General features: G+C 73.9%; 12 protein-coding genes. 7 read left to right on the forward strand and 5 right to left on the reverse strand.

The genetic code is table 11. The features are described from left to right. Positions 1–75: 75 nt before the first annotated feature. The 4 genes from P2H44_RS13300 to P2H44_RS13315 form a co-directional block, all read right to left on the reverse strand. Entirely contained in the window at positions 76–843 is a 768-nt protein-coding gene (locus tag P2H44_RS13300) for a glycerophosphodiester phosphodiesterase family protein (RefSeq protein WP_275764146.1), read from the reverse strand. A 252-nt stretch (positions 844–1095) separates the two neighbouring features. Beyond that, entirely contained in the window at positions 1096–1560 is a 465-nt protein-coding gene (locus P2H44_RS13305) for a RidA family protein (RefSeq protein WP_275764148.1), read from the reverse strand. Between the two features lie 44 nt (positions 1561–1604). Next, positions 1605–3686 (reverse strand): HlyD family type I secretion periplasmic adaptor subunit, encoded by a 2082-nt coding sequence (locus P2H44_RS25495; protein WP_345798996.1) that lies wholly within the window; start codon positions 3684–3686, stop codon positions 1605–1607. 7 nt (positions 3687–3693) lie between these two features. Next, positions 3694–5355, reverse strand: a complete 1662-nt coding sequence (locus P2H44_RS13315; protein WP_275764591.1) for a type I secretion system permease/ATPase — start codon at positions 5353–5355, stop codon at positions 3694–3696. 465 nt (positions 5356–5820) lie between these two features. Between P2H44_RS13315 and P2H44_RS13320 the strand changes: the two genes are divergently transcribed. Next, positions 5821–6600 carry an MlaA family lipoprotein gene (locus P2H44_RS13320; RefSeq protein ID WP_275764150.1) on the forward strand — a complete coding sequence of 260 codons (780 nt, stop codon included), beginning with the start codon at positions 5821–5823 and terminating at the stop codon, positions 6598–6600. Positions 6601–6670: 70 nt separating this feature from the next. After that, positions 6671–7300, forward strand: a complete 630-nt coding sequence (locus tag P2H44_RS13325) for an MlaC/ttg2D family ABC transporter substrate-binding protein (RefSeq protein ID WP_275764153.1) — start codon at positions 6671–6673, stop codon at positions 7298–7300. Between the two features lie 129 nt (positions 7301–7429). Here P2H44_RS13325 and P2H44_RS13330 read toward each other — a convergent pair whose 3' ends face one another. Then, positions 7430–8434, reverse strand: a complete 1005-nt coding sequence (locus P2H44_RS13330; RefSeq protein ID WP_275764155.1) for an alpha/beta hydrolase — start codon at positions 8432–8434, stop codon at positions 7430–7432. Between the two features lie 217 nt (positions 8435–8651). Here P2H44_RS13330 and P2H44_RS13335 point away from each other — a divergent pair, with 217 nt between their 5' ends. The 5 genes from P2H44_RS13335 to P2H44_RS13355 all read left to right on the forward strand — a co-directional run bounded on the left by P2H44_RS13335 (position 8652) and on the right by P2H44_RS13355 (position 15451). After that, a complete protein-coding gene (locus tag P2H44_RS13335; RefSeq protein WP_275764158.1) occupies positions 8652–9701 on the forward strand; it encodes a histone deacetylase family protein in 1050 nt (349 codons plus the stop codon). Between the two features lie 174 nt (positions 9702–9875). Beyond that, positions 9876–10718 (forward strand): universal stress protein, encoded by an 843-nt coding sequence (locus tag P2H44_RS13340; protein ID WP_275764161.1) that lies wholly within the window; start codon positions 9876–9878, stop codon positions 10716–10718. Positions 10719–10965: 247 nt separating this feature from the next. Beyond that, positions 10966–12441 carry an aldehyde dehydrogenase family protein gene (locus tag P2H44_RS13345; protein WP_275764163.1) on the forward strand — a complete coding sequence of 492 codons (1476 nt, stop codon included), beginning with the start codon at positions 10966–10968 and terminating at the stop codon, positions 12439–12441. Between the two features lie 369 nt (positions 12442–12810). Continuing rightward, positions 12811–14163: an oxygen-independent coproporphyrinogen III oxidase gene (gene hemN, locus P2H44_RS13350; RefSeq protein ID WP_275764165.1), complete on the forward strand. Its 1353-nt coding sequence runs from the start codon at positions 12811–12813 to the stop codon at positions 14161–14163. A 334-nt stretch (positions 14164–14497) separates the two neighbouring features. After that, complete coding sequence (locus P2H44_RS13355) at positions 14498–15451, forward strand: acetamidase/formamidase family protein (RefSeq protein WP_275764168.1); 954 nt, start codon at positions 14498–14500, stop codon at positions 15449–15451. Positions 15452–15453 lie beyond the last annotated feature (2 nt).

The following is a 15453-nucleotide window of genomic DNA, read 5'->3' on the forward strand; positions in this document are numbered from 1 at the left end:
CGCGATGCAGGGTCGCGGGGACGCGGTCCGGCGCCGGCGGCCATCCGGGGGAGGAGCGCGTCCGGGCGCGCCCGCTCAGGGCCGGTAGCCCTCGAAGGTGACGTTGTCGACATGGCGGCGGGCGGCGGCGTCGTCTTCCGGGCTGCGGGTGGTCCAGCACAGGACCGGCAGGCCCGCGGCGCGCAGGGCCGTCGTTCGCGCGGTCGGCAGGTCCTTCCAGTGGTAGGAGCAGAAGCCGCAGCCCGACGCCTCGAAGGTCGAGAGGGCGGAGAGGTCGGCGCGCGCCTGCGCCGACAGGCCCCGCCCGTCCGCGTCCCGGTCCCAGTCCATCGAGACGAGGCCGCGCGGGATCGCGGGGGCGTGCACATGAAACCAGGCGACGGCGCGGGGATCGAAGCTCATCACCGCAACGGGGCCGCCGCCGGCGGCGAGGTGGGCCGCGATCAGCTCGGCGGCGCGGGCCTCCAGCGGGCCGACGCCGACGCTCTCGTGCTGGCGCTTGATCTCCACCAGCAGGGGGGCGTCGTGGGCGGCCTCCAGCGCCTGCGCGAAGGTGGGGATGCGCGCCTCGGGCGCGGCGCCGACCAAGGGCAGGGCGCCGAGCTCCGCCGCCTCGCGCTCGCGCACGGGGCCCGAGGCGGCGGTCAGCCGGTCGAGGTCGTCGTCGTGGAAGCACATCGCCTCGCCGTCGGCGGAGATCTGCAGGTCGATCTCGCAGCCGTAGCCCGCGGCAGCCGCGGCGCGGATCGCGGGCAGGGAGTTCTCGATCACCCCCGCGGCGCGATCGTGCAGGCCGCGGTGGGCGATGGGACGGTCGAGGAAGCCGGGGGGCAGGGCGGGCATCCGGAAGCTCCGTCGGGATCGGAAGGGAGAGCGGAAGAGACGGCGGCGGGCGCCGGCCCTCGAACCGGCGCCGGGCTCTGGCGCGGGCCCGGGCGCAGGGCCTGCAGCCCGCGCCCGCCGCCCCCCGGGACCGCCGGGGCGGGCGGGCGGGAGGCGGGCCCGGGGGGCGGCGCGACGCCCGTCTTCGGGCGTCGCCCGGCGGAGACGCGCAGAGTCCCCGGCCGGGCGCGCCCGGCCGGGGCCCCGCACGCGTCAGGCGATCTCGAAGATCGCCTCGATCTCGCAGGCCACGCCGAAGGGCAGGTTGGCCACGCCGAAGGCCGAGCGCGCGTGCACGCCGGCCTCGCCGAACACCTCGCCCAGCAGCTCCGAGCAGCCGTTGATCACCTTGGGGTGGTCGGGGAAGTCGGGGGTGGAGTTCACCAGGCCCATCAGCTTCACCACCCGCACCACGCGGTCCAGGTCGCCGTCGCAGGCGGCCTTGGCCTGGGCGATCAGCGACAGGGCGCAGGTCTTGGCGGCCTCGTAGCCCGCGGCCACGTCCATGTCCTGGCCCAGCTTGCCCTTCACCAGCCCGTCGGGGCCCTGGCTGACCTGGCCCGAGACGAACACCAGGTTCCCGGTCTTCACGAAGGGCGTGTAGGCCGCGGCGGGCACGGGCGGGTTGGGCAGGGTGATGCCGAGCTCGGCGAGGCGGGCGTCGATCTTGCCGGTCATGGAGGTCCTTTCCGGGGTTCGGCCCGGGGAGGACCCCCGGGCGGTCATTCCTCGCGCATCGAGTGGGCGAAGTAGTCCATGAAGGGCTTGACCAGGTAGTTCAGCGGCGAGCGGTCGTAGGTGCGGATGAACGCCTCGACCGGCATGCCGGGGACCAGGGTCTTGCCCTCGAGCTTCTTCTCCTCGCCCTCGTTCAACGCGAGCTCGATCGGGAAGTAATGGATGCCGGTCCGCTCGTCCACGATCGCGTCGGCCGAGACCTTCACCACGTGCCCGTCGATCTCGGGCGTGGTGCGCGCGGCGAAGGCGGGGAAGCGCACCGTCGCCTCCTGGCCGGGGAACACCTCGTCCACGTGCTGGGGGTCGATGCGGGCGTTGAACACGAACTTGGCGTCGGTGGGCACCAGGTACATGATCGGTTCGGCCGGGGTGAGCACCGCCTGCTGGGCGAAGACCTTGGAGTTGAAGACCGTGCCCGAGATCGGGGCGCGCACCTCCATCCGCGACAGACGCTCCTTCAGGGAGGCCAGCTGCTCGCGCACCTGGTTCTCCTGGTACTGGATGTCGCGCATCTGGGTGATCGCCTCTTCCTGGCGCTGGGTCTTGGCCTGGATGATCTGGATCTCGATCTCGGTGGCGCGGCCCTGGTATTCGGCGACGGCGGCGGTCAGCTCGCCGATCTGGCCTTCCAGGCGGGCCTGCTCGCGCTGCAGGGCGAGGACGCGGTTCAGCTGGGCCAGGCCCTGGTCGAACAGCTTCTGCTGGCCTGCGAGCTCCTGCTGGATCAGCTCGTCCTGGCGGCGCAGGGCGGAGATCTGGGCCTCGGCGCCCTCGACCTGGCGTTCGATCTGGCCCTGGCGCTCGCCCAGCTGCTTGACCTGCTCGTTCAGGGTGCGCAGGCGCGCGTCGAACAGCGAGGTCTGGCCCTCGACCATGCGCTGCACGTCGTCGTCGGTCTTGGCCTTCTCCAGAAGCCGCTCGTCGAACCGGATGGCGTCCCAGTCGTACTGCTCGGCCTCCAGCCGGTTGCGGCGGGCGACGAGCTCCCAGTACTGGTCCTCGAGGATCACGGCCTCGGAGCGGGCCAGCGTGTCGTCGAAGCGCAGCAGCACGTCGCCGGCCTGCACGCGGTCGCCGTCGCGGACCATGATCTCGCCGACCACGCCGCCGTCGGGATGCTGGACGACCTGCTCGCGCGTCTCCACGTCGACCTCGCCCGAGGCGATGATCGCGCCGGAGATGTTGGCGAAGGCCGCCCAGGCGCCGAAGCCGCCGACCAGCAGAAGCAGGCCCACGAAGCCGATGATCAGCGCCTTGCGGGCCGAGAAGCGGTCGGCCGCCTCGGCCGGGCCCAGGGGCGCGGAGGGGCCGCCGGTGCGCGGCTTCGCGGGCACGCCGCCGCCCGCGCCGCCGCCGCCGGGGGCGGGCGTGGGGGCGGGGGTCTTCGGCGTCGCGGGCAGGTCGGCCGCGTCCTCGGACTTCGCCTCGGGCGAGGCGACGGGGGGGCGGGAGGGCAGGGACATCGAGGGCAGGGTCCCTTTGCGTCGGGTCAGCACCGCCTGGCCCGCCGCGGCGGCCGCGGCGGAGGCCGCGTCGGGCGCCGCTTCGGCCTGGGGCTGGGGCCGGGATTGGGGCCGAGGCTCGGGACCGGGCCGCGCGGTCGGGGGCGTCTCCGTCTTCGGGGCGGACGCGGTCGTCGGAGCGGCGGGCGCGGCGGAAGTCGGCGCGGAGGTCGTCGCGCCGGGGCGCTGCTCGGCCCCGGCGCGCGCGGCGCGGGCGGCGTCCAGCCGGGCGCGGGCGGCGGCGAGCGCCGCGGGGTCCGGCGGCGGCGCGGCGCGGGAGCCGGCGGGCGCCGGCTGGGACGAGCTGGACGGCGACGGGGCCGGCTGCCCGGGCGTCGCGGCCGCGGCCTGCGGCGGCTCGGCGGGCGCGCCTTCCGCGGCGGGCGGGGCGGCGGGGTCGTCCACCGTCTCGGCGTCCACGGCGTCGTCGTGGCGATGCAGCGGCGGGTGCGACGCGGCGGGCGGGTCGATCGTCTCGGCGAACACGTTGAACGGCGCGGGCTCCTGCGCCCGCTTCGGGTCGCCGGTCTCTCGCCGGCGGTCGTCGCCCTGCATCTCGGTCATGCTCGCGTCACTCTCCGGCCGGGGTCACGACCTGGGGGTAGTTGCGCACGTGCTGGCGCAGCACCTCGTCCTTCGGCCCGAAGGCCTTCCGCACCCCGTCCTCCATCATCAGGATCAGGTCGCAGTGCTGGATGGCGGCGGGGCGGTGGGCCATGATGATGACGGACCGGCCGCGCGCCTTGATGTCCACGATCGCGCGGTTCAGCGCGTCGGAGCCGGCGGCGTCGAGGTTCGAGTTCGGCTCGTCCAGCACCACCACGGCCGGGTCGCCGTAGAGCGCGCGGGCGAGCCCGATGCGCTGGCGCTGCCCGCCCGAGAGCTTGCCGCCCCCCGCCGCCACCTGGAAGTCGTAGCCGCCGGGCAGGCCGAGGATCATCTCGTGCGCGCCGGCGCGCTTGGCGGCCAGCACCACGGCCTCGGCGTCGGGCTCCCCGGTCAGGCGGGCGATGTTCTCGGCCACGGTGCCGTCGAAGAGCGCGATCTCCTGCGGAAGATAGCCCACGTGGCGGCCCAGGTCCTCGTCGCCGTACTGCTCAAGCGCGGCGCCGTCGAGGCGGACGTTGCCCGCAGCCGGCTTCCAGATCCCCACGATCGCCTTGGCCAGCGTCGACTTGCCCGAGGCCGACGGGCCGATCACGCCCATCGCCTGCCCCGGCTCCATGCGGAAGGAGACCATGCGGATCGCCGCGGTCTGCTCGCCCGGCGCCACCACCGTGACCTGCTGCGCCTCGAGGATCGAGCGCGGCTCGGGCAGCTTGGTGCGCACCTCGGGGGCGGGGGTCTTCTCGAGCAGCTCCGAGAGGGACTTCCACCCCTGCACGGCGCGCTGCACCAGCGCCCACTGGCCGATGGCCTGCTCGATGGGCGCGAGCGCGCGGCCCATCAGGATCGAGCCCGCGATCATCGAGCCGGGCGACAGCTCCCCCTGGATCGCCAGCCACGCGCCCGCGCCCAGCATCAGCGACTGCAGGAAGAAGCGCAGGGTCTTGGAGGCGGTCGAGAAGCCGCCGGTGCGGTCGGAGGCCTGGATCGTCGTCTCCAGGCTGCGCCCGCGCAGCTTCTGCCAGCGCTCGAGCACCGAGCGGCGCATCCCCAGGCCCTGCACCGTCTCCCCCTGGGAGCGGACGGCCTCGGTGAAGCCCTCGGACTGGGCGGAGGCGACGTTGGCGTCGATCTGCAGCTTCTTGGAGAAGATCTGGTTCAACCAGGTCAGGCAGACCAGGATCAGGCCGCCGCCGATGGCGATGCAGCCCAGGATCCAGTGGAAGGTGAAGATCGCGGCCAGGAACACCGGCGTCCACGGCATGTCGAAGACCGCGAAGGGCGCGGGGCCCGACAGCAGACGCTGGATGGACTCGAGGTCGCGCAGCCCCGTGGCGGGGCGCGCCCGCTCCACCGGGCTGACCGAGCGGCGCAGGATCGCCTCGAACACCCGGTTGTCGAGCCGGGCCTGGAAGCGCGCGCCGGCCCGCGCCAGCACCCGGCCGCGGGCGTAGTCGAGCACGCCCATCATCAGGAACAAGAAGCCCATGATGACGATCAGCGCCAGCAGCGTCGCCTCGGAGCGCGAGCTGAGCACCCGGTCGTAGACCTGGAGCATGAAGATCGGCCCGGTCAGCATCAGCAGGTTCACGAAGAAGCTGAAGATCGCCACCGAGAGGAACAGCATCCGTCCCTCGCGCAGGACCGAGCGCAACTCGTCCCGACCGCTCTCCGTCTTTCCTCGCACCCTGGCCCCCGGACATCAGGATACCGCAGGCGTCCCCCGCGCTGCGGATGATACGTCTCAAGTCTCGTCCCCCGCGGGGAGGCCCGCGGAGGGTTGGCCGCGGGCCTCCCCCGCAGCCGGCGCCCCGCGGGTTTAACCGCAGGCCGTTCCCTGCGGGTTCATCCACGCAGGACCCGTGTCTTACGCCCCGCGATCCGGCCGCGCCAGCGGACAGATGGACCGTCTGCCGGGGATTTGAACCGATTCCCGGCCCGGCGATACCCCTTGTCGCGCACAGGACACAATGAAAGGCGCCCTGACGATGGGCCCCGGCGAATCTTCCGCTGCGATTGCGAAGCGCTTCCGGCTGCTCTAATGCCGGACTCGCCCGCATTGCGCCGCACCCTGTCAGAATCGAGATCCGTCTTGACCGAAACCTCCGCCAGGGCCTTCGAGTCCGCCCCCGTCCGTTCCCGCGGCCGCCGGCGCGCGCTGCTCGCGATCGCCGCCGCCGTTCTCGTCGCCGGCTGCGCGTCGAGCGAACCGGTCGAGCCGGGCGGCATCGCCGACCCCTACGAGTCGACGAACCGCCAGATCCACGAATTCAACAAGGGCTGGGACACGGTGCTGCTGCGACCGGCCAGCCGCGTCTACGACCTGGCCATGCCGGGCCTGGGCGACCTGCTGCTGACCAACGCGGTCAATTTCCTGCGCATGCCGATGAACTTCATCAACCACACCGCGCAGGGCGATTTCGAGCAGGCCGGCGCCGACGTGCTGCGCACCGGCATCAACCTGGTGATGGGCCTGGGCGTGCTGGACCCCGCGACCGAGTTCGGCCTGCCGCAGGAGGAGACCGACATCGGCGAGACGCTCGCCGTCTGGGGCGTCGCCGAGGGGCCCTATGTCGAGCTTCCGCTGCTGGGCCCGGCGACCGCGCGCGACGGCTTCGGCCGCGTGGCCGAGATCGTGCTGGACCCGTTCGGCTTCTTCACCGGCTACGACGCCCTGGTGACCGCGCGGCGCGGCCTGGCCGTGGGCAACATCGCCCGCATCCGCGCCGAAAACACGCAGGTGATCGACCAGGCCTTGTACGAGAGCGAAGACAGCTACGTCACCACTCGGGCGGGCTACGTCCAGTATCGCCGCCGGAAAGTGGCGGGCGGGGCGACGGAAGAAGCCCTGACGGACGTGTTCGCCGAGTGAGATCTCTCCGCGCGCCCAACGCTCCTTGGGGGAGGGGCAGGGCGCGCGCAACCGCAAACGGGGTGATGCGATGACACCGAACCGACGCGACTTTCTGAAGACGACCCTGGCCGGCGGCGTGGCCGCGCTGGCGGTCTCGACCCTGCTGCCCGGCGCCGCGCGCGCGCTCGAGGTCGACCAGGCCCGCAGCTTCATCGAGAAGGTGGTGGCCGAGATCACCACCCTGATCCAGTCCGGCAAGAGCGCCGACGCCCAGCGCGCCGAGTTCTCGGAGATCTTCCGCCGCAACGCCGCGGTGCCCCAGATCACCCGCTTCGTGATGGGCCAGACCTGGCGCGACATGAGCGACGCCCAGAAGGCCAAGGCCGAGGACGCGCTGGTCAGCTACGTCGGCCGCGTCTACGCGGGCCTGCTGTCGGACTACCAGGGCCAGACGCTCGAGGTGGTGGCGGCCAAGGACTTCGGCGGCAAGGGCGTGCTGGTGACCAGCAGGGCCAAGGGCGCGAAGGTCGACGACTCGACGGTCGAGTGGCAGGTCTCCGACCGCGGCGGCAAGGTGCAGGTGGTCGACGTGGTCGCCGAGGGCGTGTCGCTGCTGCAGACCCAGCGGCAGGAGTTCGCGGCGATGATCGACAAGCGCAACGGCGACGTCGACCGCTTCCTCGACGACCTCGCCGCCGGCCGCGTCGCCGAGGGCTGAGACCCCGGGGACCATCCGCCCCCCTCCAGATGAAACGGCGCGCCGGTCCCCCCGGCGCGCCGTTTTCCATTTGAACGCTCCAGACGCCGCCCGAGCGCTACCCGGGGCCTCCCGGGCCGGGCGCCGCCCTCAGCCCGGCTCGCGCAGGTCCGGCCGCTCGCCCTTCCCGAGCGCCCGCAGGCTCTCGACGATGCGGTCGAAGGCGAGGCCGGCCTGCGCCGAGGCGTGGCGGGCGCGCAGGAAGCCGTGGGTCAGGCCCGGCTCCTCCACCGACATCGCCCGCCCCCCGACCGCGAGGATGCGGTCGCGGTAGTCCTTGCCGTCGTCGGCCAGCGGATCGCATTGCGCGTTGATGCACACCGTCATCGGCAGGTCCGAGAAGTCGGGGTCGCGCAGCGGGTAGGCGCGGGGATCGTCGTCGGGCACCAGGCTCATGTCCCGCTGGGTCGCGTAGAACGCCCGGTCCGCCTTCGACAGCAGCGGCGCGTCCGCGTGCAGGGCGAAGCTGCCCCGCGTGGGGTCCCCGCCCAGCGAGGGATAGATCAGCACCTGGCCGACCGGCGTGCCCGGCCGCCCGCGGGAGGCATGGACCACCGCCGCCGCCAGCGTGCCCCCGGCGCTGTCGCCCGAGATCACGATGGGCCGTCCGCCCGCGCCCTCGCCCGCCGCCCATTCCCAGGCGGCGAAGGCGTCCTCGAAGAAGGCCGGGTGCTGGAACTCCGGCGCCATGCGGTAGTCGACCGAGACCAGCTCGTAGCCCGTCCGGTCCGCCATCTCGGCGCAGATGTCGTCGTGGCTGTCGAGCCCGCCCACCACGAAGCCCCCGCCGTGGAGGTAGAGGATGAAGGCCGCGCCGGGCCCCGAGGCGGGCGTGTAGCGCCGCATCGGGATCGGGCCGCGGGGGCCGTCGACCGAGAAGTCCTCGACCGCGATCCCCTCGGGCCGGCCGTTGTGCCAGTAGCGGCAGTTGGCGTCGTAGGCGGCGCGGCGGCTGGCGGCCGTCTGCTCGCCCGTCACCGCCGAGTTGCGCCGGCTGGTCTCGACGAAGGCGCGGGTGTCTGCCTCCAGGATCCAGTCGTAGTCGGGGCCCGTTCCGGTCCCCGTCGCGCGCGTGCGGCCGGCGTCTCCGTCCATGGCGAAATCCTCCCGTCGCCGGCCTCTTGGGTCGCGGGCCGGTCCTGCGCGATCCTTGCGCCGACCGGCCGGCAAGACAACATGTTTGCAGGGTGGGGCGCGCTCCCGCCCCCGCGCCGGCCCCGACGCGCCGGGCGGCGGACGCGAGGTTCCGCTTTCCGTTGCGCCCTCCGCGGGTCTAGGGTCGCCGCGCCAGAACAAGGAGGACCGAGTCCCCATGGAGTGCGTGTTCGACGCCCGCCAGATCGCCCACGATCCGCAGACCTTCCTCGTCGCAGGCCGCCTGCGCCCCAGCCCCGAGCAGCCCCGCCGGGCCGAGGTGCTTCTGAACGGCGCGACCGCCGCGGGGCTCGAGGTGATCGCGCCCGCCGACTACGGCCGCGGCCCGATCGCGGCGGTGCATACGGCGGAATACCTGGAGTTCCTCGAGACCATCCACGCCCGCTGGTCGGCGCTGCCCGACGCCAACGCCGAGGTGGTGCCCAACGTGCATCCCGACCGGCGCGCGGCCTCCTACCCGTCCTCGCCCGTGGGGCTCGCGGGCTGGCACCTGCAGGACACCGCCTGCCCCGTCGGCGCCGCGACCTGGGAGTCGGCCTACTGGTCGGCCCAGACCGCGCTGACCGCGACCGAGCTGGTGATGGAGGGCGAGCGGTCGGTCTACGCGCTGTGCCGCCCGCCGGGGCACCATGCGCTGGCCGACGCGGCGGGCGGGTTCTGCTTCCTCGCCAACTCCGCCATCGCGGCGCAGCGGCTGCGGGACGCGGGGCGGCGGGTGACGATCCTCGACGTCGACGTGCACCACGGCAACGGCACCCAGTCGATCTTCTACGACCGCGGCGACGTGCTGACCGTCTCGATCCACTGCGACCCCTCGGTGTTCTACCCGTTCTTCTGGGGCCACGCCTCCGAGCGCGGGATCGGCCAGGGCGAGGGCTGCAACCTGAACCTGCCGCTGGCGCGCGGCACGAGCGACGACGGCTTCCTCGAGGCGCTGGAGGCCGCCTTCCGGCGCATCCGCGCCTTCGGGACCGACGCGCTGGTGGTGGCGCTGGGCCTCGACGCCTACGAGGGCGACCCGCTGGCGGGCCTGGGCGTGACCACGCCGGGCTTCGCGCGCATCGGCGAGGCCATCGGCAAGCTCGGCCTGCCGACCGTCCTGGTGCAGGAGGGCGGCTACCTGTCGGAGGAGCTCGGCCAGAACCTGACCAGCTTCCTCGGCGGCTTCGGGACCGGCGCCGCGGCGACCGGCCGGGTGGAGGTTTGACGGCGCGGGGGCGGTCCGCTGCGGGGCGCCCCTGTCTGCGACGACCCATTTCACGAAGGCCCGTTTCGCGACGCCCCCTTTCGCGACCCGACGTCCGCTTGATCCAGCGCAAGGCGCGGGTCGGGCGCACGGATTAACAATTCCCTGAAACAACGATCCGGGGAGAAGGATCACATGTCCATCAAGACCATCACCGTTTTCGTCGACGGCGGCCCGGCCTCCGACGCGCGGCTCTCCGCGGCCTGCGACATGGCCGGCAAGTACGGCGCCCACCTCGTCGCCGTCGCCTTCGCGCGCCAGTTCGACATGGGCGTCTACGCGATGCCCGGCGCCGAAATGGCCATGGACCTGAGCGCCATCGACACCGCCCGCGCCGAGGCCAAGGAGCTGGCCAAGAAGGCCGAGGCGAAGATGCAGGCGGCCGGCGTCTCGGCCGACGCGCGCTGGGCCTCGTCCATCGCCGCGGGCCTCGAGGAGACGGCCGCGCGCGCCGCGCGCCACTCCGACATCTCGATCGTCGGCCCCGCCGGCGGCGAGGGCCCGGCCGGCGAAGCCGCCGAGGCCGCCTTCGAGGGCGCGCTGTTCGGCTCGGGCCGCCCGGTGCTGATGCTGCCCGAGGGCTGGTCGAAGCCGGTGGGCACGAACGTCATGCTGGCCTGGGACGGCAGCCATGTCGCCGCCCGCGCCTTGCAGGACGCGATGCCCCTCATCAAGGCCGCAGGCAGCGTGACCATCGCCATCGTCGACCCGGAGCCCGGCGTCGACGGCACCGGCGAGGAGCCGGGCGCCGACATCGCCACCGTCATCGCCCGCCATGGCGTGAAGGTGGAGGTGAAGACCATCGCGCGCGCCGGCGCCTCGACCGCCGAGCGCCTGATGGCCACGGCCGGCGAGCTGGGCGCGGACCTGATGGTGATGGGCGGCTACGGCCACTCGCGCCTGCGGGAGGCGATCTTCTCCGGCGTCAGCCGCTCGGTGCTCGAGGCGCCGAACGTGCCGGTGCTGGTCTCGCACTGAGGCCGGCGGGGCCGGGGACGGCCCTTCGGGAGGAAACGGGAAACGGCGCGCCCTCGCGGGGCGCGCCGTTTTCGTTTCGGCCGGGGGCGCGGGCGTCGCGCCGCCGCCGCGCGCCCCCGCCCGGACGGGGGCTCCCCGCCCGCCCGCCCTCGCCCCCGACCGGGCGGGAGCGCGCGGCGGCCCCTCTGGAGCCGGCGCGGGAGGGGGAGTAGGGTCGCGCCAGAACGCGACCACGGGAGGGTCCCCCATGAACGTCCAGTCCCCGCTTTCCGCCGTCCGGCCCGCTTCGGACGGGGTGTTCCTCGACAACGCCTGGGTGCCCTCGCGGGCCGGCGAGACGCTGGAGACCTTCGCCCCCGGCGACGGCCGCGTGCTGGGCCGGATCGCGGCCGGCGGGGCCGAGGACGTGGACCGGGCGGTGCGCTCGGCCCGCAAGGCCTTCGACGAGGGCCCCTGGGGGCGGATGACCGCCTATGACCGCGGCCGGATCCTGATGCGCTTCTCGCGCATGGTCGAGGACCAGCACGAGGCGCTGGCCCTGCTGGAGAGCCAGGACACCGGCAAGCCGATCCGCCAGGCCCGCGCCGACATCGCCGCCTGCGCGCGCTATTTCGAGTTCTACGCCGGCGCCGCCGACAAGCTGCACGGCGAGGCGATCCCCACCATCCAGGGCGTGCTGGCGGTGGCCGAGCGGGTGCCCTTCGGCGTCACCGGCCACATCATCCCGTGGAACTATCCCGCGCAGATGTTCGGCCGCTCGGTCGGCGGGTCGCTGGCGGCGGGCAACGCCTGCGTGCTGAAGCCCGCCGAGGACGCCTGCCTGTCGCTGCTGCGCATGGCCGAGATGCTGGCCGAGGCCGGCCTGCCCGAGGGCGTGCTGAACGTGGTTCCGGGGCTGGGCCGCGTCGCGGGGGCGGCGCTGGCCGGCCATCCGGGCGTCGACTTCGTCTCCTTCACCGGCTCCCCCGAGACCGGCGCGCAGGTGCAGATCGCCGCCGCCGCCCACCACGCCGGCTGCACGCTGGAGCTGGGCGGCAAGTCCCCCCAGATCGTGTTCGAGGACGCCGACCTCGACGCCGTGACCCCGGTGATCCTGAACGCGATCATCCAGAACTGCGGCCAGACCTGCTCGGCGGGCTCCCGCGCGCTGGTGCACGAGAGCCTGGCCGACGAGATGGCCGAGCGCCTCGCCGCCGGCTTCCGCGCCCTGCGCGCCGGCCCGCCCGAGGCGGACATGGACCTGGGCCCGGTCATCAACCTGCGCCAGCGCGCCCGCGTCGAGGGCTTCTGCGAGCGCGCCGAGGCCGACGGCGTGACCCTGGCGGCGGCGGGCGAGATCGCGCCCGAGGCGCCCGAGGGCGGCTTCTACGTGCGCCCGCGCCTGTTCGCCCCCACGCCGAAGGACCACACCCTGGCGCGCGAGGAGGTCTTCGGCCCGGTGCTGGCGATGCTGACCTTCCGCGACGAGGCCGAGGCGGTGGCGATGGCCAACGGCACCGACTACGGGCTGGTGGCGGGGGTGTGGTCGACCGACGGCTCCCGCGCGCTGCGCGTCGCCCGCCGGATCCGCGCCGGCCAGGTCTTCGTCAACGCCTACGGCGCCGGCGGCGGCATCGAGCTGCCCTTCGGCGGCATGGGCAAGTCCGGCCACGGCCGCGAGAAGGGCTTCGAGGGCCTGCGCGAGTTCACCACCCTGCGCACCCTGGTGGTCAAGCACGGCTGAGGCCCGAGCCCTGAGCCCTCTGCCGGGCGCCGTCCCCGCGGCGCCCGGTCCGAAGTCGGGGGCCGCGCGCCCTCGCCCCGCCGCCGTCGCGTCCCGGCGGACGGCGCAAGGTTTCTTTAAGATTTTCCGAGAAGACTGGGCGAAACCGACTTGGCGGTCGAGGGCGCGTCCCGTGACGCGCCGGCCCGCGCCGGGATCGGTCCACGCGACGCGGCCTTCGCGCGCCGGAAGGGGCGCGCCGCTCGCGGGATCGTGCGCCGGGGGGATGAAAAACACCTGCGACCAACCGTTCCGGTTGATCCAGGTCATCCCCTCGAAACGGTTGCGGCGCTAATCGACCCTCCGAGCCCCAGCCCCGAGGAGATCTCGATGGACCCGGTCATCGCCCGCTACGCCCGCCGCGCCGCGCCGCGTTACACCTCCTACCCGACCGCGCCGCACTTCCGGCCGGACTTCGAGGAGGCGGAGCTGCGTCGATGGCTGGGGGGGCTCGCGGTCGACGATCCGGTCTCGCTCTACCTCCACGTCCCGTTCTGCCGGAAGATGTGCTGGTACTGCGGCTGCAACATGAAGCTCGCCCGGCGGTACGAGCCGGTGGCGGACTATGTCGAGAGCCTGCTCGCGCATCTCGCGCTGACCGCCGACGCGCTGCCGGGGCGCATGGCGGTGTCGCATCTCGCCTGGGGCGGCGGCACGCCCACCTCGCTGACGCCCGGGGACCTGACGCGGGTGATGGAGGCGGTGCGGGAGCGCTTCGACATCCGCGAGGGCTCGGAGCTCGCCATCGAGGTCGATCCCCGCACCCTGAGCCCCGAGATGGCGACGCGGCTGGGCGCGCTGGGCTTCACCCGCGCCTCCTTCGGGGTGCAGGAGTTCGATCCCCAGGTTCAGCAGGTCATCAACCGCGTGCAGCCGCCCGAGATGGTGGAGGCCGCGACCCAGGCGATGCGCAAGGCGGGCGTGGGGGAGATCAGCTACGACCTGATCTACGGCCTGCCCTTTCAGACGGTCGAGAGCCTGCGCCGCACGGTGATCCAGGCGACCGGGATGGGACCGCAGCGCATCGCGCTGTTCGGCTACGCCCACGTGCCGTGGATGGCCAAGAACCAGCGCATGATGCCCGAGGAGGCGCTGCCCGGACCGGGCGAGCGCGCCGCCCAGGCCGAGGCCGCCGCCGAGACGCTGGAGGCGCTGGGCTACGAGCGCGTCGGCCTCGACCATTTCGCGCTGCCCGACGATCCGATGGCGGTCGCGGCGCGGGCGGGCACGCTGCGCCGGAACTTCCAGGGCTACACCACCGACACGGCCGAGACCCTGCTGGGCCTGGGCGCGACCGCGATCACGAAGACGCCGGACGGCTTCGCGCAGAACCTGACCGAGACGGGCGCCTGGGCGCGCACCGTCGCGCAGGGCCGCCTGCCGGTGGCGCGGGGCCTGGGCGTCGACGCCGACGACCGCCTGCGCGCCTGGGTGATCGAGCGGCTGATGTGCGACTTCGAGGTGGACCTCGCCGCGGTCCCCGCCCGCTTCCCCGAGGCGCCGGCCGACTGGGCGGAGGAGGCGCTGGAGCGGCTGGTGGAGTTGCGCGCCGACGGCATGGTCGAGATCGCGGGATCGCGCGTGCGCATGACCCCGCGCGGCCGCCCCCTCGTCCGCGTCGCCGCCTCCGCCTTCGACGCCCGCCTGGCGCGGTCGGAAGCCCGCCACTCCCTGGCCGTCTGAGGCCTTCGGCGGGCCGCCGGGCCGCCCTGAGGGCGGCCTCGCCCCTTCGGGGCGGGGAGACGTCGCGCCCCGTCGCCCCGTCGCCCGTTCGCGCGTCCAGTCGCCGGTCGCGCGCCCCTACGCCCGTTCGCGTGCCCCGGGCTTGACCCGGGCCTCGCGCGCCGGCCGGGATGCGCGCCGGTCCGGTCGTGGGGCGGCGTCTCCGCCTCTCCGCATGGGGCCGGCTCCTCTCCTTGACCCCGCCCCCGCGGATCGTCGCAAGCGCGGCTCCCCTCTTGCGCGCCGGACCCTTGCGCCGCCCAATGCCGGCTCAGGCAACAGGGCGGAGGCGGACATGGCGGAGCATCATCTCAAGGCGAGCGCCGGGACGGCCCACTGGGGCTGGTTCGAGGCGGGCATGGCCCCCGCCCTGACCATCGACAGCGGCGACATCGTCACCATCGACAGCGTCTCGGGCGTGAAGGGCTCGCTGCCGGGGGAGGGGTTCCACATCCCGCCCGAGCTGCACGAGATCCATGAGCGCGCGCCTCGCAACGCCATCGGCCCCCACATCCTGACCGGCCCCGTCGCCGTGCGCGGCGCGATGCCGGGCGACGTGCTCGAGATCCGCATCCGCCGCGTCTCGCTGCGCCAGGACTGGGGCTACACGCTGGTGCGCCCGCTGGCGGGGGCGCTGGCCGGGGAGATCGAGGCGGGCTTCGTGTTCTCGCGCCTCGACGCCGAGGCGGGGACCGCCACGCCCCCCTGGGGGACCGAGCTGCCGCTGGACCCGTTCTTCGGGGTGATGGGCGTGGCCCCGCCGCCGGGCTGGGGGCCGATCTCGACCATCCAGCCCCGCGCCCATGGCGGCAACATCGACTGCAAGGAGCTGCGCGCGGGCGCCACCCTGTTCCTGCCGGTGCTGGCGGAGGGGGGGCTGTTCTCGGTCGGCGACGGCCATGCGCGCCAGGGCGACGGCGAGGTCTGCGTGACCGCGATCGAGACCGCGCTGCAGGGCGAGTTCGAGATCATCCTGCGCCGCGACCTGCCCTTCGACTTCCCCCATGCCGAGACCGACGCGGCGCTGATCTCCTTCGGCACGCACTACGCGCTGGACGAGGCCGCGCGCGCCGCGCTCCGCCGGATGCTGGACTGGATCGAGCGGCTGACCACCCTGACCCGGACCGAGGCCTACATGCTGTGCAGCCTCGCCGCCGACGTGCGCGTCACCCAGATGGTCAACCAGGAGCAGGGCTGCCACGTGGTGCTGCCGCGCTCGGCGCTGGCGGGGGTGATGAAGGCGGGCTGAGG

It is taken from the genome of Albimonas marina (assembly GCF_029223255.1).
Taxonomy (GTDB): Bacteria; Pseudomonadota; Alphaproteobacteria; order Rhodobacterales; family Rhodobacteraceae; genus Albimonas.

Excerpts from the sequence above, each read along its gene's own strand:
- P2H44_RS13330 (WP_275764155.1), bottom strand. The coding sequence starts at position 8,434 with ATGGACGGAGACGCCGGCCGCACGCGCGCGACGGGGACCGGAACGGGC.
- P2H44_RS13335 (WP_275764158.1), top strand. The coding sequence starts at position 8,652 with ATGGAGTGCGTGTTCGACGCCCGCCAGATCGCCCACGATCCGCAGACC.
- P2H44_RS13355 (WP_275764168.1), top strand. The coding sequence starts at position 14,498 with ATGGCGGAGCATCATCTCAAGGCGAGCGCCGGGACGGCCCACTGGGGC.
- P2H44_RS13325 (WP_275764153.1), top strand. The coding sequence starts at position 6,671 with ATGACACCGAACCGACGCGACTTTCTGAAGACGACCCTGGCCGGCGGC.
- P2H44_RS13340 (WP_275764161.1), top strand. The coding sequence starts at position 9,876 with ATGTCCATCAAGACCATCACCGTTTTCGTCGACGGCGGCCCGGCCTCC.
- P2H44_RS13315 (WP_275764591.1), bottom strand. The coding sequence starts at position 5,355 with ATGCTGTTCCTCTCGGTGGCGATCTTCAGCTTCTTCGTGAACCTGCTG.
- P2H44_RS13345 (WP_275764163.1), top strand. The coding sequence starts at position 10,966 with ATGAACGTCCAGTCCCCGCTTTCCGCCGTCCGGCCCGCTTCGGACGGG.
- P2H44_RS13300 (WP_275764146.1), bottom strand. The coding sequence starts at position 843 with ATGCCCGCCCTGCCCCCCGGCTTCCTCGACCGTCCCATCGCCCACCGC.
- hemN (WP_275764165.1), top strand. The coding sequence starts at position 12,811 with ATGGACCCGGTCATCGCCCGCTACGCCCGCCGCGCCGCGCCGCGTTAC.
- P2H44_RS25495 (WP_345798996.1), bottom strand. The coding sequence starts at position 3,686 with ATGACCGAGATGCAGGGCGACGACCGCCGGCGAGAGACCGGCGACCCG.
- P2H44_RS13305 (WP_275764148.1), bottom strand. The coding sequence starts at position 1,560 with ATGACCGGCAAGATCGACGCCCGCCTCGCCGAGCTCGGCATCACCCTG.